At 39.3% G+C, this 21,893-nt stretch carries 17 protein-coding genes; 4 read left to right on the top strand and 13 right to left on the bottom strand.

From position 1 onward, the window contains the following. Positions 1–4: 4 nt before the first annotated feature. The 13 genes from ACX1C1_RS14135 to ACX1C1_RS14075 form a co-directional block, all read right to left on the bottom strand. Positions 5–1,102 carry a hypothetical protein gene (locus ACX1C1_RS14135; RefSeq protein ID WP_458952834.1) on the bottom strand — a complete coding sequence of 366 codons (1,098 nt, stop codon included), beginning with the start codon at positions 1,100–1,102 and terminating at the stop codon, positions 5–7. A 9-nt stretch (positions 1,103–1,111) separates the two neighbouring features. Beyond that, positions 1,112–1,957: a glycosyltransferase gene (locus tag ACX1C1_RS14130; protein WP_458952833.1), complete on the bottom strand. Its 846-nt coding sequence runs from the start codon at positions 1,955–1,957 to the stop codon at positions 1,112–1,114. Continuing rightward, positions 1,950–4,193, bottom strand: a complete 2,244-nt coding sequence (locus ACX1C1_RS14125; RefSeq protein WP_458952832.1) for a class I SAM-dependent methyltransferase — start codon at positions 4,191–4,193, stop codon at positions 1,950–1,952. The genes ACX1C1_RS14130 and ACX1C1_RS14125 overlap by 8 nt, the downstream gene beginning before the upstream one ends. 26 nt (positions 4,194–4,219) lie before the next feature. After that, positions 4,220–5,857: an ABC transporter ATP-binding protein gene (locus ACX1C1_RS14120; protein WP_458952831.1), complete on the bottom strand. Its 1,638-nt coding sequence runs from the start codon at positions 5,855–5,857 to the stop codon at positions 4,220–4,222. Between the two features lie 14 nt (positions 5,858–5,871). Then, positions 5,872–6,654, bottom strand: coding sequence for an ABC transporter permease (locus ACX1C1_RS14115; protein ID WP_458952830.1), 783 nt, complete (start codon positions 6,652–6,654; stop codon positions 5,872–5,874). A gap of 562 nt (positions 6,655–7,216) precedes the next feature. Next, positions 7,217–7,975, bottom strand: coding sequence for an IS21-like element helper ATPase IstB (gene istB, locus ACX1C1_RS14110; RefSeq protein ID WP_458957682.1), 759 nt, complete (start codon positions 7,973–7,975; stop codon positions 7,217–7,219). Further along, positions 7,975–9,258: an IS21 family transposase gene (gene istA / locus ACX1C1_RS14105; RefSeq protein WP_458952829.1), complete on the bottom strand. Its 1,284-nt coding sequence runs from the start codon at positions 9,256–9,258 to the stop codon at positions 7,975–7,977. Before istA ends, istB begins: the two co-directional genes overlap by 1 nt. Positions 9,259–9,440: 182 nt before the next feature. Then, positions 9,441–10,583, bottom strand: coding sequence for a hypothetical protein (locus ACX1C1_RS14100; protein WP_458952828.1), 1,143 nt, complete (start codon positions 10,581–10,583; stop codon positions 9,441–9,443). A gap of 49 nt (positions 10,584–10,632) precedes the next feature. Further along, positions 10,633–11,187 (bottom strand): adenylyl-sulfate kinase, encoded by a 555-nt coding sequence (gene cysC / locus ACX1C1_RS14095; protein ID WP_458952827.1) that lies wholly within the window; start codon positions 11,185–11,187, stop codon positions 10,633–10,635. A 49-nt stretch (positions 11,188–11,236) separates the two neighbouring features. Continuing rightward, entirely contained in the window at positions 11,237–13,027 is a 1,791-nt protein-coding gene (locus ACX1C1_RS14090) for a sulfotransferase domain-containing protein (RefSeq protein ID WP_458952826.1), read from the bottom strand. A 27-nt stretch (positions 13,028–13,054) separates the two neighbouring features. Next, positions 13,055–14,623 (bottom strand): sulfotransferase family protein, encoded by a 1,569-nt coding sequence (locus ACX1C1_RS14085; RefSeq protein WP_458952825.1) that lies wholly within the window; start codon positions 14,621–14,623, stop codon positions 13,055–13,057. A gap of 164 nt (positions 14,624–14,787) precedes the next feature. Continuing rightward, positions 14,788–15,810 (bottom strand): hypothetical protein, encoded by a 1,023-nt coding sequence (locus ACX1C1_RS14080; RefSeq protein WP_458952824.1) that lies wholly within the window; start codon positions 15,808–15,810, stop codon positions 14,788–14,790. A gap of 52 nt (positions 15,811–15,862) precedes the next feature. Continuing rightward, complete coding sequence (locus tag ACX1C1_RS14075; RefSeq protein WP_458952823.1) at positions 15,863–17,338, bottom strand: MBOAT family O-acyltransferase; 1,476 nt, start codon at positions 17,336–17,338, stop codon at positions 15,863–15,865. 279 nt (positions 17,339–17,617) lie between these two features. Between ACX1C1_RS14075 and ACX1C1_RS14070 the strand changes: the two genes are divergently transcribed. From ACX1C1_RS14070 to ACX1C1_RS14055, 4 genes are all read left to right on the top strand, one after another. Next, positions 17,618–19,864 carry an O-antigen ligase family protein gene (locus ACX1C1_RS14070; protein WP_458952822.1) on the top strand — a complete coding sequence of 749 codons (2,247 nt, stop codon included), beginning with the start codon at positions 17,618–17,620 and terminating at the stop codon, positions 19,862–19,864. An 88-nt stretch (positions 19,865–19,952) separates the two neighbouring features. Next, on the top strand, positions 19,953–20,984 hold the full coding sequence (locus tag ACX1C1_RS14065; RefSeq protein ID WP_458952821.1) for a peptidoglycan DD-metalloendopeptidase family protein: 1,032 nt from the start codon (positions 19,953–19,955) through the stop codon (positions 20,982–20,984). Positions 20,985–21,046: 62 nt separating this feature from the next. Next, complete coding sequence (locus ACX1C1_RS14060; RefSeq protein ID WP_458952820.1) at positions 21,047–21,493, top strand: bactofilin family protein; 447 nt, start codon at positions 21,047–21,049, stop codon at positions 21,491–21,493. A 154-nt stretch (positions 21,494–21,647) separates the two neighbouring features. After that, complete coding sequence (locus tag ACX1C1_RS14055) at positions 21,648–21,890, top strand: translation initiation factor 2 (RefSeq protein ID WP_458952819.1); 243 nt, start codon at positions 21,648–21,650, stop codon at positions 21,888–21,890. Positions 21,891–21,893: the final 3 nt, after the last annotated feature.

Below are 21,893 nucleotides of genomic sequence, written 5' to 3'. Positions count from 1 at the left end.
GATATTAGCTATTTTTTATTTTTCCCATTAGCTTTTTCATGAAATTATTAATCCCTTGTTCTCGTATCATTTGATACGACTTCTTAGTTAAGAATACAATTTTGTTGGAATTTATTCTATTTCTTTTCTTCTCAAAAAACTCATTGCTCATTTGGAACGGATCCTCAAGACTAAACATTAATTCATAATCTTTACGATAGTTCAGTCTGACCGAGCTTTTTATTTTTTCTCCTGACCTATAACTACTATATGACCACTTTGTTTTCGATATCGAGTCATGATCATTTGCATCATGAAGCTCGGAATACTCTCGATACAATTTTCTAAATACATGTTCACCCTTAGGAAGCCAATCATTCATACATTTCTCTGCGGTTGCTCCATAACCGGAAAAGTGGATAAACCTCAATGGATCACCTTTCACTAGAACTCGTCCATCTTGCTCTTCCATGCCGCAATCCAACAATGACCATGGAGCAAAGTCATATCCACGGTGCTTCAATATTTCAACGTCAAAGAAGCATGGGGCCAAGTCGATCCACTTTTGATCTGTGAAAATACCGTTATTAATTTCATCGTAACAATATAAATAAAGTCTCTCTGCCCACCAAGTTATAAAACTTTGAGCTTCTGGACTTCTATTCACTCCAAGAAAACCTAAATTATAAACACCATGTGCAGTACTCGACAGCTCCATATCTATATTTCCCGGTTGAAGCAAATGCGGGCAAAGCACAATTGGTCGAGTTTTCAATAACTCTCTTAATTCTATGAAGTCACTATACACATAAATATCCGGATCTAAGTATACAAACTGCTCCTCATTAGGATATTGCTTATAGAGATGTTGAAAAAAATGACCTTTCACAGAAGTAGATGCTTCTACTATAGTGTGTTTGAATAGAAAACGATTAAAGTTTCCTTCCCACATGTCTTTTGCAAGTACAATCTCATCAAAATATTCGTACTCATATTGATTCGATCTCTCATTCTCCAATAAACACACGACAAAAGTAGCATTTGGAATTTCCATCTTAACGGATTTCGCTAAGGTTCTAGCTTTATGAAGATAATTGGCGCAAATTGAAGTGAATATAATCATTTGTCTACCTCATCGTTTCTTTAGAATAAACTTCATAAGGAATTGTTTCATGAATGGAATACGTTTGATTTTCTCCAATACCCTTAGGCTCTCTTGCAAGGTTCGATTTAGAAAGATCTGATCAACAAGTGCTTCACGTAATACTGCAGCATATTGTGCGCTGTGTTTTTTATAAAAGTCGGGATGGTTGGCGTAAATTTGTTCATAGGTTTCTCTAACGACCTGAACGTTAGTCATAAATTCAGTCGTTCGAGACACCGGTTTTATTCGATAATGAAATAGAACCTCAGGAATTTGATGAATCTCAAATCCTAGATCCAATATGGCGATCCAAAAATCGTAATCTTCCATTCCATGCTTCATCTTTTCATTAAATCCGCCAACTCTTTCCCACTCTCTTTTATGGAACAAAGCCGTTACAAAAACGATATTGTCCAAGAGCATCTTCTCGAATGAATAGGTCGGTAGTTCCCATCTTCCACTCTTCAAACCAAATAGATTAGCATAACAATATACAACGCCTATACTGCTATTCTGTTCTAATATCTGAACTGCCTTTTCAATATAACTTGCATCAATCTTGTCGTCAGAATCCAGAGGCAAGATATATTTTCCGCTCGAAACTTTTATTCCTTCGTTTCTGGCTGCGGCTGGGCCGATTCCTTCTGTTCTTATGATCTTCACTTGAGAATAAGGCAAATTCCGTAAAATTGATACTGTTTTCTCCTCGTCAGACCCATCATCAATAATAACGATCTCGATATTTTTGTAGGTCTGATTTTGAACGGACTCTATCGCTTCAATAATGTAATTGCCGTCATTACGACAAGGCATAATTACACTAACCTTATTCAAACTTTTTCCCCCTTTCAATTCCACCGTAGAGCACAATTTTCGCAGCTGAGCTTAACCTGGATTCCTTCATTAATAATTCGATGTGGTTTATCTCTTGTTTTTTTCGTTCAAGTTCGGCAGATAATTTATCCATTACTGCTTGCCTTTCTCTCTCTAATCGCAACTGTTCAGTTAATCGATTATTGAGTTGCTCTATATCTTTTTCACGTGCGTAATATCCCTCAGACCAATGTAATATATTGCATTGAAAAACAATTTTCATATAAGTTGCGCACTGAAAATCCCCTTCAATTAAGAATTGGGGATCATAGGAATAAAATAAATACTCATTTGTTCCCTTATCTTTACTTTCGGCATTTATCGACGAAATGTTTTGGACTACTCCATCTGTCTCAATCTCACAAATTCTTATTTTGCATGCATGTCCTTCTAACGGGTCCCATCTGATTTGTGTGGCAGATCGCAATGATTTCCCGGAAAATAAAACAGAGAACCCTTCTTCCGTTAAGTTAGCATTGCCACGCTCAATACATTCGTCTGAAAATCCTTCCCCGTAATCCAAAAATAACGTGCTTGATAAATGACCTTCTTCTCTTTGTCGAATAACTGCCCGTTCCATATTAACTGCGACATTATCCTTAGACAAGTCAAATAAATCATTCACACCAACATAGTTTTGGATAAAACCTTTCTCCCAGGATACAAAGCATTGTTCTGTCTGCTCCGTAACTTGAACGATATTCAAATACCATGACTTATCCGTCTTTAACAAGAGAGAGTTGTCTTGTAAAAACTGACGAACCATTCTCCAAAACGAAAATTCAACTGGAATCGGAAAATGAAATTGCCACTCATAATCAATCACAAGATGCTTTCCATTTTCTACAAAAACATTTTTTGCAATTAAGTCTACATTTGTATCGACTGTCCATCTAAGTGACTGATCAACCTTATGATTACCAAACACCAACTCAAATTCAGAGGTTCCACCGTCATTCTTCATCTCTTTCCCTTGATACAATAGCTCTCTGAATGAAGTTAGTTCTTGCTCTAATCCATTCCTGCCATCTTTCTGCCAAGACAACATCAGCCCGTCTTCCAATGATTTGGAATGAACAAATGGAAATTGCAACTTATGCTCCGTCCACTCGCATGCAACATTTTGCAAAGAAGGATTCCCATAATTTTTTTTTCTGGATTCATACATGCGTTCCAGATGACGTTCAGCATCTAGCGTTAATGCTTTTTTGTAAGACCATTGTTTACTTTGGTTATAATGAGTAGCGATTCTAAACCTTTTGTTTCTGTTGGAGCTTAACTTTACATAAGCCGCATCACTAACTGACTGTTCTCCAGCAAAGCCAACTTCAACCAGGAATGAGTTGGAGAATTTATCCATAATTTTTAGGTCCATAAGGGACCGATAAGCAAGACTATCGTTAAATAGAGTCATTCTCGACATATCAAGAGGATACTCTATCGTACTCGGCACGATATCGTTCACGGTGGTGTCTGTAAAAATTTCAAAAGGGAATTTATAATCTGGATATGGATAATAAAACTTCAGTGGCTCTAATCCAGATTGTTGTAATTGCTCACTTAGTTCCGCTTTAGAAAAGGTTTTTACTTTCTCACCATTCGAATACCCATTCAAACCAGAAAAAAATTCGCCAGTATGATCCTCTCTGGCACCTGTCCAATACTTAAGTCCAAGTCTATTTTCAATTGCCAATAGCATTCTTCCATCTGGATTTAGATGCTGAGCAGCAGTTTTCAAGAAGTCTCCGTATGGATCATTTCCGCTGAACATGTATGCCGCATATTCGAATACACCATTTATGATAATATAATCAAACTTACAATCGAGTGATACGTTCGCGAAGTCTCCTACGATAATTGTTAGATTAGGATAATGTTGATGTCTCTCATAATTAATTTGAGCTCTTCTTTTGGTCAATTCAACTGAAACCACTTTACTTGCAACATCGCAGAGCAACTTTGTGATCGCCCCGCAGCCTGAACCAATTTCGAGAATAGTCGCTTCTTTCTTAAACGGAAACCAATTAAGAATATTATGTCTCAGATGGGACATATGGTACACAAAAGGCCATCTTCCATCAGCATACCAGTCATATTCTGCTTGCTTTGCACAATGCAGTAGTTCTTCTTCGATATCCCCATCCGAATAGACGTTATCAAAGCTATCCCTAGAATAGTCATATATAAGCTCGGCCATTCGCTCTCCACCCTATTCATAGTTAATTATTTTGATTTACGTCTAGCTAATGATGATTTGCTTGGAGCACCAGACTCAAAACGAGTTTTAACATTATAAATCCGGTCAAATTCATCAATTTGAAATGATGAAATACCGGAATGAGAATCTACCTGTGTAATGAAAAGCTGATCAGCAATAGCAGAGAAAAAGTAAGGTACGCCTTTAATTCCAAGCTCCTCACGAATATCCTCATAATTCTCCATTAGATCTTCAAGCTTTTTCACTCGTACGAGATGAGGATTTACTATACCATTACCGTCTTGATAATTACTTATATAAAAATATGAACCGTACTTTGCGATGTCGTTCATTCCTGCTAACTCGAAAGGAACAGGGTACTCATATAACTTACTAAAGTCCTCAGGATTAACGACGATAATTTTAGCAGGTCCAGAAACAAAATAAATATGACCATCGATTAGACTGATCGCACGCGTGTATGCAGTTCCCAAATAATCTAATTTAATTGTTTGTAATACCTCAACACTCGATCCAGTGTTTACTAATATTACAACTTGTTGAGTAGAGGCAGCGATTACATAGAACTTTTTTCGATGCATGTCGTAAATTATTTTATTCGGTTGTCCACCAGATATTTCAATAGATTGAACTTCCGTATATACATTATTTACATTCTTTATCACTTTAATTCTATCATTATTCGTATCTTCGACTAATAAAACATCGTTATCACCTGTAATGCTATGCGGCGAACTAAAGTTGCCAGCGATCGTCTTCCACTTGCTTATTGGATCTTCTAAGCTATGATTGTATAAAACTCGATGATGCCAGCAATCAACAATAAAATATGTCCCGCCAATTTTAGTAATGTGCGTAGGTGTATATAAGCTGTCTCTATACTCCAAGAGATTAGTTTCCGGTTCAATTTCCCCTTCTTCCCTGGAATAGCTCAGATAGGCATTACACACTTCAACTGTATTCCCGATCATCCTAACCGTACCTCGCTCCATCCAGATAACCCTCGAGCAAAGCTCTTGAATTTGTTGAATGTTATGCGAAACAAGTAGAACTGTTGTTCCACTACTAATTAACTCTTTCATTCTTTGTGATGATTTTATTTGAAAACGAGTGTCTCCTACGGAAAGAATCTCATCCACAATAAGAATATCGGGTTGCACTAGTGTTGCGATAGCAAATGCAAGTCGAGCGGTCATACCAGAAGAAAAGTTACGAATTGGAACATCTACAAACTCATGGAGTTCCGCAAAATCGATTATTTCTTTATATTTTGCATCCAAATAAGACTTCGAATAACCTAGAATTGCACCATTTAGATAGACATTCTCTTTTGCAGTCAAATCTGTATCAAATCCAGCACCTAATTCGAGCAATGGTGCTATCGTTCCTTTAGTTACCGCAGTTCCTTCGGTTGGTTTTAGAATTCCTGAAATCACCTTTAATAAAGTACTTTTACCGGCACCATTATTACCAATAATTCCAACAACCTCACCTGTCTGAATCGCAAATGATACATCATTTAATGCAACAAAATTTTTATATTCTAACTTCCGGGTTATTTTTTTTATCAAAAATTCCTTAAGGCTAGTTATCCGATCATTGGCCATTTTAAACTTCATTGTTACATTTGTTAACTCTATCAACAAAATCCTTCTCCCTACAAGTTAAGAATAAATTTGTCTTCGCTCCGTTTGAAAACAACCCATCCTATTGCCAAGGACGAGATCGAAATTAAGCCACAAACAATCCATGCCTTTAGATCAGGAATACCTTGATACAAAATTATAAACCGGATAAACCGGATAAAATGATACATCGGATTAAATTTCAAAATAATCAACATGTATGCCGGTAAAATGGATTCTGGATAAAAAATAGGGGTTAAATATGTCCATATTGTCAAAATAACACTATACAAAAATTGTGTGTCCCTGAAAAACACCATAATGGAAGATAATAAATATGAAACACCCGTTATAAATACGAATAGACATGCTAAACCATAAATCAATCCTAGATGGGCAGCCGTAATACTCATTCCACTCATAATAATTACGATATATAGCGCAACAAGTGAAAACAAGAAATTCACACCTGTTGATAAAACCCTTGAAAACGGATATATATATTTGGGAACATATACTTTATTAATTAGCGAAGCGTTATGAACGATACATGTCATCGCTTGTGTCGTAGCTTCAGACATATAATTAAACATTACGATTCCGCTTAACAAATAAACTGCATAATTGTCGATATCAAATCTAAATAACGTAGAGAACACCAAATATTGTACAGTCATAATCAACAATGGATTCAACAAACTCCATACGATTCCTAGTGTAGACCTTCTATACTTGGTTTTAAAATCACGTTTAACCAACTGAGTCAACAAAAATGAATATTTAATTAAGCTGAAATGATTTAAAACTCTTATCATTACCTCGATCTCCTCATTGATTAGACTGCGCTAGTAAATATTAAAATGACGAACTTCTACAAATTTCAACACTATTATAACAGTTAGGCTAATCTAATCATAGCTCATTGCCACATTCGCATCATAACTTCCATACATAGGAAACAAGAAAACACCGCTTCTTCCAACTATGGAAGGTCGCGGTGACGTTTTCTCTCCCACGGCTTATATAGTTCAATCCTTACCGATGAGCATGTCCAGCAGACTCTTATCTTTCAACCACAACTTTCTGAATACTCCGGAGCAAATTGAGCCACCGTTCCGGTGAATGAGAGCCACGTCTCCGGCGTTTTTGAGCCACCCATCCGGACGAGGTGAGCCAGTTAAAGAAATCCCCTTCCGTCCCCAAGGGGAAACGCAGGGAGCAAGCCCCCTGCACCCCTTCACTCGCCGTTCGGCAGCCCCAGCAGTACCTGCTGGGGGATTGATAGTGTGACGGAGTTTAACAACGCAGGTCAAGGCTAAAATGATGTAAATGTCAACATAAGAATGTATACTTTCGCTTGTTTAAGCATGTACAAAATCACTCATCTTCTTGGGCAAGATGATTCTTCAACCGATAGGATTCGCCTACAATGGTAACCACAGTTGCATGGTGTAAGATGCGATCAAGTATGGCATTGGCGAGTTTCGGTTCTCGAAATACCTCGTCCCACGCTCTGAAGTTTACATTGGTCGTAAAAATCGTGCTTCGTTTCTCATAGCGCAAATCAATCAATTGGAAGAATAATTTGGCATCCTCTGGCTCGATCGGTAAATAGCCGATTTCATCAATGATCAGTAACTTGTAACTCGTATAATGCTTCAACCTGGCTTCTAAGCGGTTCTCTAGCTTCGCACGTTTCAAGTTCTGGATTAAATCATGACACTTGATGAAATAGGTACTCGTGCGCTTCTTGGCAGCTGTAATGCCAATCGAGGTCGCCAAATGCGTTTTACCGACCCCACTGGGTCCCAAGAACACAATATTTTCATTGCCTTCAATAAATCGAAGCGATGCAAAGTCCAATATCTGTTGTTTGTTCACGGACGGTTGAAAGGCGAAGTCGAAATCGTTTAGCTCCTTTCGGTGGGGGAAAGCCCCCACCTTCACCATGGCATGAATCATGTTTTGTTCCCGGACATCTATCTCATAATTGCTGAGCTTGACCAGTGTGTCTAAAAAGGACAACTGGTTGTGAATGCTGAAGTCGATCACTTCGTTTAAGTGCACGACCATTTGCTTCAACTTAAGGTACTCTAAGTTACGAACAAGTTGTTGGTAGGCGTTGGACGGAGCCATCATTCGTAAGCACCGCCAATCGCTTGCAAGTTCTTCTTCGCTAAGTCATCGATGTTCGGATAGCTAGGCACTGAACGCTTCAGATTGTCTCTGTAGTGATCCTCTGTGTAATTCAGCTTAGCTTGACTAACCGGATGGCATACAAGAAGTTTTGTGTTACAATAGATGAACAAGTGGTTGTCATAGACTTGTATTCCTACTTTCATTCCTTGATACCCAGCTGGAACTGAGTATTGATTGGATTTGTAGGAGATCATGTTCGATGCATTGACCTTCACAAGTGTATGACGAATGCGATAGGAATCTCTTATACTCTCCGCTGGTAGTGGACGTAAGAGGTTCTTTTCCTTTTCTAGAGCCAGAATCGGCACTTTCCCTGTCCCTTGGTGGAAGGATTGATTAATTCGATTGCATAGCTTCTGTACATACTGATGTAGCTCTTCTAAGCTGAATTGGCCTTGGTAGGCGTGGATTTCATCGAGTAGTTTCATTTGGGCCTCTACCTTTCCTTTCGTTCGTGGTCGCCCTGCAATGCAGGGGCGTACGGTAAAGCCAAAGTCCGTTGCAAATTGAGCGAATTTCGCGTTGACCTTACCTGGGTTATACTCCGTTCTTGCTTCATCCATCACAGTCTTCATATTGTCGGTAAGAACCTCTTCAGGCACACCGCCGAATGCTTCGAAAGCATCGGTCATGAATGAAAGTAAGACGCTCTGCGACTTCGAGACGCTGAGGTGGAAGGCTCTGTACCGTGAATGGGATAACAGCAATACCGCTACATTTACTTCTACTTTTTCACCCTCCTTTGTTTCATATGGAATGCTTTCCTTCCAGTCGAGCTGTGCTTGTTTACCAGGGTCTGTTTCAAATCTCACCGCTGCTTCCGGAGAAGGAAGACGCTGCCCACTACTGAAGTAAGCTTCGAATTCAGGCTTACGAGCGATATAGGCTCGAAAGGCGGATTGTGAGCAGTCTAGATCATGATTGTCGGTTAAGTACTGCCACAGCACTCGCTTGTAGTAAAATATCTGCTTGCATTCAACCGATAACAACGTGGCGATAACTTCGTAATACTCATCAATCTTAGAACCCTTATCTCGTGTGGTTTTACGTGTGAAACCCTCGATGTACTTACTGATCGTCCTTCGGTCTACTCCCATTTCTCTTGCTAATTTGCTCATATTGATTTTCATATTGAGATTCTCCATTAGTGATTTTAACTTCGGTAAATCTACCAAGCTGCGAATCTCTACATTGGTTTGAATATTCATCTGGATGTACATACTAGTCCCCTCCACAGACTAGTATGTAGAACAGTGTCGAAACTGTACATCTTTATTCAAGCAAAAGTGGTCTTATTTAGATTAGCATTTGTAATGAACGCTTCGCGGCCTTGACTTGCTCACTTTGGCAATGGCTCCCATTACCGGAGCGGTGGCTCAATTTCTCCGGAGACGTGGCTCACTCACGACCGGAATCGTGGCTCTATTTCATCGAAATATTCACTTTCGGAATTCCGAATTAAATTTACGTTGCCTTGCAAATTTAATTGAAGATATTCTTCCATCAATTCCTTGATGATAGGGGAGGAATGTTCGTATGCATTTTTAATATCTGCAATTGTTTCCGGCTCGAAAACTAGACGGAAATTGCTTTGCTGCGATGGTAATTCGTAAGTGAACCTTGTACCAAACATATTAGTAAGCCATTTTATGTCCCTGTGAGCCATTTCAAGGAAACTCTTTTTATAAGCGAATGAAATATCGAATTTTGGTCCTCTTATCTTAAGGATTGGATTAATATCTTCTCTCGTTCTCCTCTCATTTCTTCGATTTTGAATAATAATCGGACATTTTTCATTAATAAAAGCTAGTATATCTGCCGCAACTAATGAGATGCTTTCATTTGCCTTAACGAAATTAAACTGAATGATTTCCTCATTCATGAAGCCCAGAGTTTCCAAAAAGTATCCCACCGGACCTAATTCATGTTTAACCGAATCTTCAAACCGAAATACCTGAACCGAATCTCTTCCGAAAACCTGAATTAAATTTCCAACACGAGTTTCAAATAGATTCGGTATGATTGTTTTCATCTTCTCATCTAGCACTTGCTGAAGATGTTGCCCTGCTTTTAATCTTTGCTGTGTAGCGCTCACAAGCCAAGGCACCGGATGTCTTACAGAAACCAATATTTTAATCAAAACATTTTTTCCGATTGACTTTATAAGGAACTTGTGAAATTTTTTTAGTTCTTTTGTTGAAAGCAGAGAAATGTTTTCACCAGATATGATAAGTTTGCTAGGTTTGGCTTCAGCTACTTCCTTTTGAAACACTTTTAAAAACTGCTTCTGGTTCCTTTTAATTTCACGGCGACTAAGTTCTTCGACTATATTCTCAAAGTAGGCTTTATTACTTACAAACGCTCCATAAATTGGAACAGAATGATTCGACGGCCAGCTTGAAGGGTATAAATACCCACATTCTTTTAAGAACTCTCGGTTCGCAAACAATGTGTCCTGAATGCTTGTCGTACCGGTTTTATGTAGCCCTGCATGTATAATAATTTCTTTAATATTGCTCTTGGTCCTATTTCTTTTGTAAAACAATGCTCTCCCTTCCCTTCAAATCAGAATTACAAATAAACGCTTAGAAACCTTATCTCTCCAATATAAGATTCACTATGGCTCGAACACACTGCTGAATTGACTCGCTATCCGTATCTACTATTAGATCGGGCTCAAATGGAGGTTCATACAGCGAGTCTATTCCGGTAAACTGTTTAATCATTCCCGCACGAGCTTTGCGATACAGCCCTTTAGGATCACGCCTCTCGCATTCCTCAATTGAGCATTTTATATAAATCTCCAAGTACTCATCATTCCCGAAGCGTTGCCGAATGGCGTCTCTTACTTCAGCCGATGGTGAGATCATAGGTACTAAAACAATAAAACCGACTTTTAAGAACAGTGAGGCGATTTCCGATGCACGCCGAAGGTTCTCACGCCGATCTTCATCTGAATAACCAAGATCTCTGTTAATTCCTGCTCGTAATTGATCTCCATCTAGGACGACACAGTGAATTCCTCTTTGGAACAACTCTCTCTCAGTGGCATCTGCCAATGTCGATTTACCCGCTCCTGACAATCCGGTAAACCACAATACCTTGCCTTTGTGACCATTCATACTCTCTCTTTCATTCTGTTCTATCATACTAATCCTCCACGTCTACCTGTCTCTAAATTCCGCTTATTGCTTATTACTACCAGTTGTAATTCTGTCCAATTAAATCAAACAACTGCTGATTCGGTTTCGCATAATAATTCCGTAGCCATTCTAATGTTTCATCCGGGATCGCCTGATCGTATCCTCCTGTATTTAATGAAGCATATACATCGGGATCGTACATTGGCAAGTTCAGAAATTGTAATACTGTCTTATAGTTTTCCTTTGGATTATGGAACCATGCCTCGCTGCTCATAACGAGAATCTGATTTTTGGCAAAATACTTGAACCATCTCTCCAACTGCTCAGCATATAGCCCCCGCTTCAAATAGGAGTAATTAGCACAATTCTCGCTTGAAAATCGTGGTTCTTTAATCATGCGATTATACTCATCTTCAATTCTTGAACTCTCCGCTCGTAATGCATCCGGGAATGATAATGGTTCAATCCCCCGTCTTACCATCATTTGATAATGCGAAAAAGCACGTTGAATAGGATTGCGTAGGATAACGATTAACTTAATTTCAGGAAGCCACTCTCTTACTCGTCTTGGAGTCTGAGGATGGAATAGGTAATATGGACTTGCTTCCCCTGTAATTTGATCTGCGGACAAGTCGGGCGGGAAATTATTCTTATACCAATCGAAACCGAAATGATATTGAATATCGAAAAAGTGAACCTCTTTAACAGCAGCTGATTTAATTTGGGGATGTATTATAAGATCATGATATAAGGAGGTTGTCCCTCCTTTTTGTGTGCCAATAATAAGAAACGCCGGTTCTGTCTTTGAGTTGTCGTATATTCTTGTTCGTTCGGATCGCACTAATTCAACGCGGTGTTGATTAACATGCTGCGCTAGTATTGCAATGCGGTCCTTATCTTCGCTCGTCGGTGCGATCTCAAGACATCGCATAACATCTTCGTGAGCTTTTTCCTGCATTCCTAGCTCCAAATACACCGAAATTCGAAGCATTTTAACCAAAAACTCACTATAACCATTTTCAAGCGATTGATCATAATAATATAAGGCTTGTTCGAAGCGCATCTGCTGCTTGCATCTGCAACCCATTCTATAATAATACTCCGACAAATAATCGTTAGTAGAAACGCTTTGTTCGTATGTAGCTATTACATCGCTTGTCGTCCCGCTAAACTTAATTCGACCTTCCTCCAGCCATATCGCTTGATCACAAATGACTTCTGCCATTGCCCTTGTATGACTAACAAATATAATTGTAGTGCCAACGCTCTTCAAACGTAGAATTTCGTTAATACACTTCTTCTGAAACTCCTGGTCCATAATAGAAATCATATCATCAACGAGCAGAATATCTGGCATCATCTTGAGGGCTGTGGAGAAAACAATTCTCATATACATTCCCCTAGAATAACTATTAACCATCAGATCAATGTCTTCTTCTAATTCAGAGAATGTGATGATACTGTCTACCTTTGCCTGTATTTCCTTACGTGTAAAACCAAAATTTAAACCATTGTAATAAATGATCTCTCGGCCTGTATAATCAATTCGATATTCTGCTTCAGGCTCCAGCACCATCGCTACTCGACCGTTAACCTTTACTGTCCCCATAGTAGGCCTCAAGATACGACTGATAATTCTTAGGAGTGTGCTTTTTCCTGAATTATTTTTACCAATTATCACTAAACTCGTCCCTTTAGGGATCTCTAGATTAATGTCGCTTAATACCCATCTCTCCTTTACACCTGCAAACCCTGATTTAAACAGAATACTCTTGACTCTTTTTGGCAACCCCCAAACCCTGTTGTTTTTTTGTCTCACCTGATGCAACTCAACGGCGTTATCCATGTACTCCCCCCTTTTCTATTTAAATCTTCATCTTTTCATTAAACTTAATGCCCAATTTTTAAGTCTTCGTTTGGTTTTTCTCTCCAGCTCTCTCACTTTCCGGAGTGGTTGTGTCACCCTCCAAGACAATGACTTAGAATACAAGTCAATTTCCTGACGATAACAGGCAAGCTCCTTTTGATAATGATCAATTTCCAGATCTTTTTGTTGTAGCAACTCAACCTGTTCACGCTTTATAAGAAACTCTCTATTCTCATGTTCAATAATTTTATGATTCACATTACGCAACGAAGCAGAAAGAGCAGCTACCTCATGCTGTTGATTCCATAACTCTTGAGCAACCTCATTTTCTATACTTAACGAACAGCTTATCTCTAGTTTCAGGAATGAAGACTCGACATTTGGAGGCAGATTTCTAATAAACAACTGTGAAGCAATTCCGAGGGTAACGCCAGCGACACAATTTAGCTCTTCTCCCGAGTATATACAAGGTTGGAATCGTACATAATCTATCGGATACTCTCGGATAAGATTAATTTCTTGTCCATCATGTTGGAGACTCAATTTAAATATCTTGATAAATGCAGGTTTTTCTAAAAAATCAATCCGTAGTGCCGACCCCAGTGTTTCGTGAATCTCGATAGTATGTCTGCTTCTCTCCAAAGCGTGAAGAGTTATATAAGTTGATTCTGTAAAATCGCCTTTAGCCCCAGCCCAATAAATTCGGACACGATGAGATTTCTCGTGATTTAAAAGTCGATTCATTTGAACTAACTGCTCGTAAGTGTTTCTTATTTTTTCAATAAATTCCTTTTTTCGTGCGGAACGTGAATCCCCCTGATCGCTCAATACAGTTAAAAATGTTTGTTTTACCAAGGCTGGCACTAGAATATCTTCATTTAAATCTTCAATCGAAAATCTGTTATTTCTCAAAGCTTTCTTAGGTACATTTCCAATACTTGTTTGTTCCAAAGCACTGAAAGGTATATTAAGAAATGAACAAATGTCCCGACAGGTCTCAAAAGGCTGATCTAACAACTGATCATAGTCGATTACAATTCGATGCTCATGGCTAGTGTAGTATAGGCTCGAAAGCACGTATAAACTCCATATACCAAACGACTTATCTGAATGGAATTGATCTCTTTTCTTCAGCGATGCGGCCACGTTTAGAGGATTACGAATGCTCAAAATGTATCGAGCATTTATATTTAACTCCTTTAAAACAGACTGCCACAAAGGAAGCAATAAACAAGTTCGTGGATCCTTGAATCCCCATAATGGGACATTAGAAAAATCTCTAGAAACGATTTGAATCAGTCTCGCTTTCCCTTCAAATCCAACCTCCGTGAGCCACCAATTTTCAGGCAGAGGCTTTGTAGTATCCCATGACGAGCACAAGCGATCCAGCAATTCATCGTGTATTGCCACGATTTCCTCATGTTCCCAAAACCCCTCTGGATTATCCTCTCTGGGAGACATTAATTGCTGCTCTTCTCCTAGATAAACACCTAACGTTCTAATGGTTTGAGCCAACAAAGAAGTACCACTGCGGTGCATTCCTAAGATAATTACTGCCTCTGGTCTCTCTGACATTGTAACACCTCTTCTAAATGAAATTCTGAACATGTGCTGTAATAGATGATGTATTGTAACCTTAGTTGTCATCGATGGTAACTCATATGGTTGGGCATTATATTAGAATTAGACTTCCGCTCTTCTAGTAACATTATCGCAATTTCTTATAGGAACCTCTTACTTTATTCCACAGCAATGTACCCTAATTCTCTACTGAATCTCATGTTTTCGAGATGTTCATCAATCATATCTGAATTCAGAAGCGTACCAAAGAAATTTGGAACTTCATCATTTTCAACATCCAACATTTTATAAAGAATAAAATTTCCTACCTTCTTTGAAAAATGTGATAAATCATTATAAAATTCTCCTTTATTAAATGCACTTGTTGAAATTTCATTAAATCCCGAAAAGTCCCATATAGGAATAATTTCAGTTAATTGCTTTTTCCAAGATTCATATTCTTCCCAAAGCCCATGTTCCCAAAAAAATTCTAGTATCTTGGCATGAACGGGACTGATGTAGACATAAAGACTAATTCGATTTTGTTCACATATTTCTTTAATCTTCTTAATATACATCATGCTAGTATTTGATAATTCAAAACTAATTGGGAGCATATCGATAGTTGCTTCATCATTCCCCAAAGAATATACAAAGGTTTCATCAAAACTCCCATCACTTAAGTACCTGTTTTCTGTGTATCTATTGGTATGATAAATATTATCTTTAACTACATTATAACTATCTACTAACGCATTTTTTGAACTTAATGTCGCTATATAATCTTTAAAGTACATGCTCGTTAATCGTTCTTCCTTATAATTAGCGTGGTTGAGGTAACCTGATTCAAACACCTCGAAATCAAGACCAACATAAACGGTTTTTATCTGTTTATTTACAGAAATAGAATGCTTCAAATAATGATACATAATCTCCGTTGTTGCAGCGGGTAAACCAAGATTATATGCTTCTTGCCCAGTTAAGCTTTTAATAGTAACTGGATCTAGTCTCATGGCTCTTGATGTACCTAGAACTATAGCTTCTGGCTGATACCATTTCACATGATAAGTCTTAAACATGTAAGGATCGCTGTTTAAATGTCGATTCTTATTATAGTTAATTCGCGAATAATGATATAAACCATATGGGTCCACAAAGTAAGTAATAGTTGCCAAAAGCGTAATTACCAGAATAGAAATCACAAGAACCAAAAAGCTCCACTTTTTGTACGTTAGCACATACTCACCCTGATCACTAAAAATTGAAATATAGAAATTCAGATACGTTTGTCAAATTCATAATTGAAATAATAAAAATTATAATTATAAAAATTGCAGTAATCAAAGTTGGTTTAAAAGAGTTTGCCTTTTCTGCTGTATTCTTAAATCCAGTTACTAAAATAAGTCCTACGATTAAAAATGCTAAAGCTCGAACTTTATCCTTTAGTGGAGTCGCTTCAAAATGCAGTCCAACTGGCGTAAAAGAGGACAGGTATGGAGCTAATTGTTCCGGCAAAATAAATCCATTTAGACCAAACAGTGCTTTGATTATTAATAATGCTTGATCGAAATCACTTAATCTGAAGAAAACCATTGTAAAATTTAAATATATAAACGTTAATAGCCAGGCCAGTAATACCGGGAGTTTAATTTTAAAAGTAGACCACACTCGATAAAAGACCACTCCCATTCCTACCAAAAATCCCCAAGCAATAAAATTCCAACCTGCTCCATGCCAAATCCCGCTAATTATTAGTAAAATCAGTACATTCAAATAAGTTTTGCTACCAATACTCAGTTTAACCCCCATCACTCGTAAGTGTTTCCTGAATATATATCGGTTCAGAGACTTATAGACATATTCTTGTAAAAATCGCATTAATGTAATGTGCCATCTTGATATTAACTGTTGGAAATTAGTTGCTTTATACGGTGAATCAAAATTAATAGGAAGTTTAATATTAAATAATAATGCCAATCCCACGGCCATGTCAGAGTAACCGCTAAAGTCAAAATAAATTTGCAATGTATAAGATATAATAACTGTCCATGCGTCAAAAAAGGTAATGGTTGATAAAAAATTGAGCCCATCCAATACGGTAATAGACAGGTTATCTGCTAGAATCACTTTTTTAAATAAGCCAATAGAAAAGATGAATACACCTAATGCAATATGGTGGTAATTTATTTTTAAGCTTAAAGATCCCTCAAACTGTGGCATCATCTCTCTCTGATGAACAATTGGTCCTGCAATTAATTGGGGGAAAAATGTGACGAACAATAAATAATTAATAAAATTATTATTATTCACTTTTCCTTTTAGACAATCTACAAGATAAGAAATTTGTTGAAATGTAAAAAAACTAATAGCTAATGGTAATAAGAGGTTTTTTAAAGGTATTTCGGTTGAAAATAGTTCATTCAGACTTAATATGAAGAAGTCCAAATATTTATAATACCCCAACAAAATCAAATTAAATACAATCCCAATAGCAAGCACTATTTTTTGTCTGTATTTGATAAGTTGTCGTCCAACCATATAGTTTATAACAATCGATAGTAACAGAAGAGGAACATACTTAGGATTCCAATATCCATAAAAAAAGATCGAACTTACAACTAGCCAAGTACGAGAGTGATATGGTGAACCGATTTTACTTAATGAATAATAAATGATTAATACTACCGGTAGAAAACCAAAAATAAAAACATGTGAATTAAATAACATCATGTCACGCCCTAGTCTCTAGTTGCTAATCTAAGTTTATCGCGGAGAGTACATGAAATAAAGAAAAATATCTATTGTAACTTTAGATTATTTATTAACAAACTCACCCTGTCCACATTTCAAATGAAATAATTATATGATGTTTATTAAAATGTCTATCATTTCTTCATGCACCGCCAACAGGCTCCCTTTTTCATAGCCATCCCCTCCCCTTTTTGATAGAATAGGAAAAGAACTTCCATATAAATAACAGAAACTACATAGTTAGGAGTACATACGATAATGGGTAAGAAGCAGCGAGTGGACATACGGAGCAAGAATAGCAATGAGGAGATCCCTTTCTTATGGTGGCTTGGGGCTGCCGGCATTGCTTTATTTATGATGATTTTCCCCTATGATAAGGCCATGTTTAATGGTTACGATTCAAGCTTTGAACAGATCATTAATGCTGCGGCGATTTATTCATACATACTCATGTTAATTTCTGTCGTATTTTTGATTCGCAAATGGCAGTTTCATCATCATGCCGGAATTTTGTCGATTGCTGTCTTATTGTTGCCGCTTGTTTATTGGATATCGTCGTTTGGTGCGGTGTCGCATTTTTATGGGGATTATATGGTATTGATTTATGCTATGTTCGCTGCACTATTTATTACAACACTATACGCGGCCCAATCACGATTGACTGGTAAGCTGATAGAAGCCGGTATGATGGCGTCATCCGCCATTATTGTGTTTATCGGTCTATTAAACTTATTTGGTCAATCTTATCTGCGCGATGCACTATGGCTGGCTCATGATGGATATCGGCTAACGTCCGTCTTCCAATATTCGAATACTTATGCTGGTTACCTCGTTGCTGTTTTCTTTGCCTGTCTGTATTATGCCGTACAAGGGACACGAACTCTGACTCGACTTGCTGCAGCTGCAATGCTTGCACCGGTATGGATCTCGTTTATGATGACATATTCTCGTGGAGCTATCGTCGTAATACCGGTTATATTGCTTGTCATTCTCCCTTTTTTGAAGCTTTCGCGTCAAATTACATTCATCCTTTATACAGGTGTGTCTGTACTAGTTTCGATGCTAGTCTTGAGTACAATTTCTGAAAACTCGGCAACAATCGCCAAACTCGTGCAACCAACCGCGGAAAAGGCACCTTCGCCGATATCGTTATTTAGCTCTTTGCCGCTTCAGAATTGGGGTTTATTGCTTCTCGCAGTCGCAGTGATTACAGGATTGTTTTGGTTATACGAACTGAAGTGCCACTCATTCGTGGAGTCCAAAGTACGTAACCTATCACAAAGAAAGTGGTCTTATCTAATGTTGCCGGCGATTGCTATCGCACTTTGTGCATTAGTGGGCGGATTGTTGCTTGGCTCTCCAGCCGTTCGCAATTTGTTGCCGCAACATCTCGCAGATCGTATCGCGTCTATCAACTTCCAACAGCATAGTGTTCTGGAACGTTTTACGTTCTACAAGGACGGTCTGAAGTTATCCGGCGACTATCCTTTGTTCGGCGCTGGAGGAGGCGCATGGCAGTCACTCTATGAGCAGTACCAGAACAATCCGTACACAAGCAGACAAGCGCACAGCTTCTTTGTTCAAGTGCTCGTTGAGACCGGTTGGATCGGCTTGTTAACGCTTCTGGCTTTCATTGCTTTCATCTACTATCGTTATATCCGTTCATTCATAAGTAATCCAGAAGCAAGAGGAAATCACTTTGTATTCTTTATTATGTCATTCTCACTCTTGCTGCACAGCGCCATTGATTTCGATATGAGCTACGTTTACGTCGGAGGTCTGTTATTTATCTGTTTCGGCGGGATGATGGCTCCATATGCCCACACGCCTGCTTCTCGTAAGTTTGAGTCCTTGTCCAGCAAGTCCTGGTCTCGCAGCATGTACCCAATTGTCGTCAGCGTATTGACTATCGTCATGCTGTTCACTGTAATCCAATACAATCGTTCGCTCTCGGCATATAACCATGCCATAAAATCAGCCGCACAGAATACGCTCCCCTTCAACAAACTTATTGAAGAGATTGATAAGGCAATCGATATTGTTCCAGAGAAAACTGCTTATTCGGTGCTAAAAATCAATTGGTTGATGCAAGGTTATGAGCAAAATAAAGATACGAGTCTGCTCGATGCCGCCTTCTCAGCGTTGGAAAATGTCGAGCGCTACGAGCAATACGATCGTAATTTCTTTGTTAACAAATTGAATCTACTGAATGTCAATAATGAGATGGAACAATCGGTTCCTGTTATTGAAGATACATTAATAAAGTTCCCATGGGATATCTCGTTCTACGAGCGAGCATTCTTGATCTATGATTCGTTGCGTGAAACTGCTCTGGCAGCGCAAGACACAGCCAATGCCAAAGCGTTGGGGGACCGCATCAAAGAAATCCATGAAGAAATTCAGCGCAGAATGAAACTGCTCGAGGAGCTGCCAGAGGAGCAGCAGCAAGGCCGAAACTTCGGCATAACAGAGCATATGCAAGTTGTTCTCACCAAGCTCGACTAAAGTTTAATGGCATGTTTTGGAGCTTCCAAGAATAAATAGACTTAGAACGTTCTGCACGACTACTATGCCGGCTGGAAGGAGTTAACCAGTGACACGAGCGCGGAAGCCAACTTGGTCTTTTGTTGTTATGAGAGGCGCCGACAAGACGGTAAAGCAGTTTTCGGTTTCCAAACGATCAGTCTTAGCCGCTCCAATGGCTGCGGTGCTTGCTGTCTCCGGCTGCATCGCAGGTTTACAAATGAAAGCGGCATATGAACTGAAACAATTGGAAGAGCAACTGTCGGATCAGTCATCTCAATACAACCAAACGACCGCCGGAATGGACGCCATCATCGCCGGCAAGGATGAAGCAATCGTAACCTTGCAGCAGAAGCTGCTTGAATTGTCGCGACAAACGCAAGAGATGAAGGATAAGATGCAGGAGCTAAGCGAACTGGAAGCGAAGCTCCAATCCTTTATCGAGAAATACGGCAGCGCAACCTTGGATACGACGAGTGCGCCCAGTTCAAGAAGCGCTTCTAACGTTCGTACGTTAGCTTCTTCTTATGAGCTCCGCGGCTCCTCCGTATATTCGCCTGCCCCGCAACATACTGCGCAGATCGCATCGCTTGCCGAGCGTACCTCTCTAGACTTGCAGGCGCTTAGTCTAATGGTAGATTCCATGGAGACGTCCATGGAGCAGACGCTTCGTATGGCACAAAACAAACGTAAGTCAGTAGATGGATATCCATCATTTTGGCCCACACGTTCGAAGCAGATGACTTCTGGATTTGGTTACCGCCGCGACCCTTTCACTGGAAGAGCGGCGTTTCATGCCGGAATCGATATCGACGGACGATCGGGGGATGCAGTATTCAGCGCGGCAGACGGCAATGTCACAGAAGTCGGGTATGATTCGCAATATGGAAACTATGTGATCATTGCACATCCCGGTAATCTCCAGACCGCATACATGCATCTAGAGCGGAGCGATGCCCGCGAAGGCGATCTTGTCGTACGCGGCGAGAAGATCGGACAGCTTGGATCAAGCGGCAGAAGTACAGGGCCACATCTGCATTTTCAAATTATGCAGCGAAGCGAGCCTGTTAATCCTCTCAACTACTTGGCTACGAGATCTTAGGTCAATATTGAGATGATTGCAGCTCCTTCCAACCAAGTACTATGCGAGGAGGATCATAACGGATGTTCAAAGAAAACAAACGCATCATCGCTACGGATACGCTGATCGGACAAGGAACGGTCATAGAAGGTAAGATGATAAGTGAAGCGAATCTTCGAATTGAAGGTGAGTATCGGGGCGACATCGAGTGTAAGGGTGACATCATTATCGGCGAATGTGGAATTATGCGCTCAAACGTAGAAGCTCGAGACGTTACACTAGCAGGTAAGTTGTACGGTGATATAACGACTAAGGGTCGTCTCATTATTACAGCTACAGGCCAACTGCATGGCAGTGTGACTGCACATGCGTTGATCATCCAAGAAGGCGGACTCTTAAACGGCGTTTGTCACATGGAACAGCATGCGGCACCAAGCTCAAAATCGAATATGGAGGCTGAGTCAGCCAGCTCCTCCAAAAGTGATCCCAAAAATAATGAATCTAGAAACAAGTCCCGGCAAGCGGGATAATCCATAGGTGGATGGGTTAAACATATCCTACCGGCTTCTAACTCAGCACATAACCAAAAGTCCGCTCCTAGAGTGGATTTTTGGTTTTTTTGTACGACATTTCGAATCAATCAATTGCATAAGTTATTACATCATGCTGAGGAGGTTCGGGTCCATGGAGGAAAAAGAGAAGCTTTTGCGTGAAATCGAAATTGCCAGACTTGAATTCATCGGTGCATCTCTAGCCGCGATTGGTGATGGAATACTAGCTTTCTCCGCTGGTATGGCATTGGATGTTCTAGAGAAGGAGCTCATAGGTGCGGAAAGCAGAAACCAACATGTTCAGTATGCCTCCACGCAAATTCAACTTGATTACTTCATTCAAGAGTTAATGAAAATCAGAAAGACCATCTCATAACCA

The organism is Paenibacillus sp. strain BS8-2 (assembly GCF_054483835.1).
The sequence above is the reverse complement of the archived record's forward strand: the minus strand, read 5'-3'. Positions and strand labels throughout refer to the sequence as shown.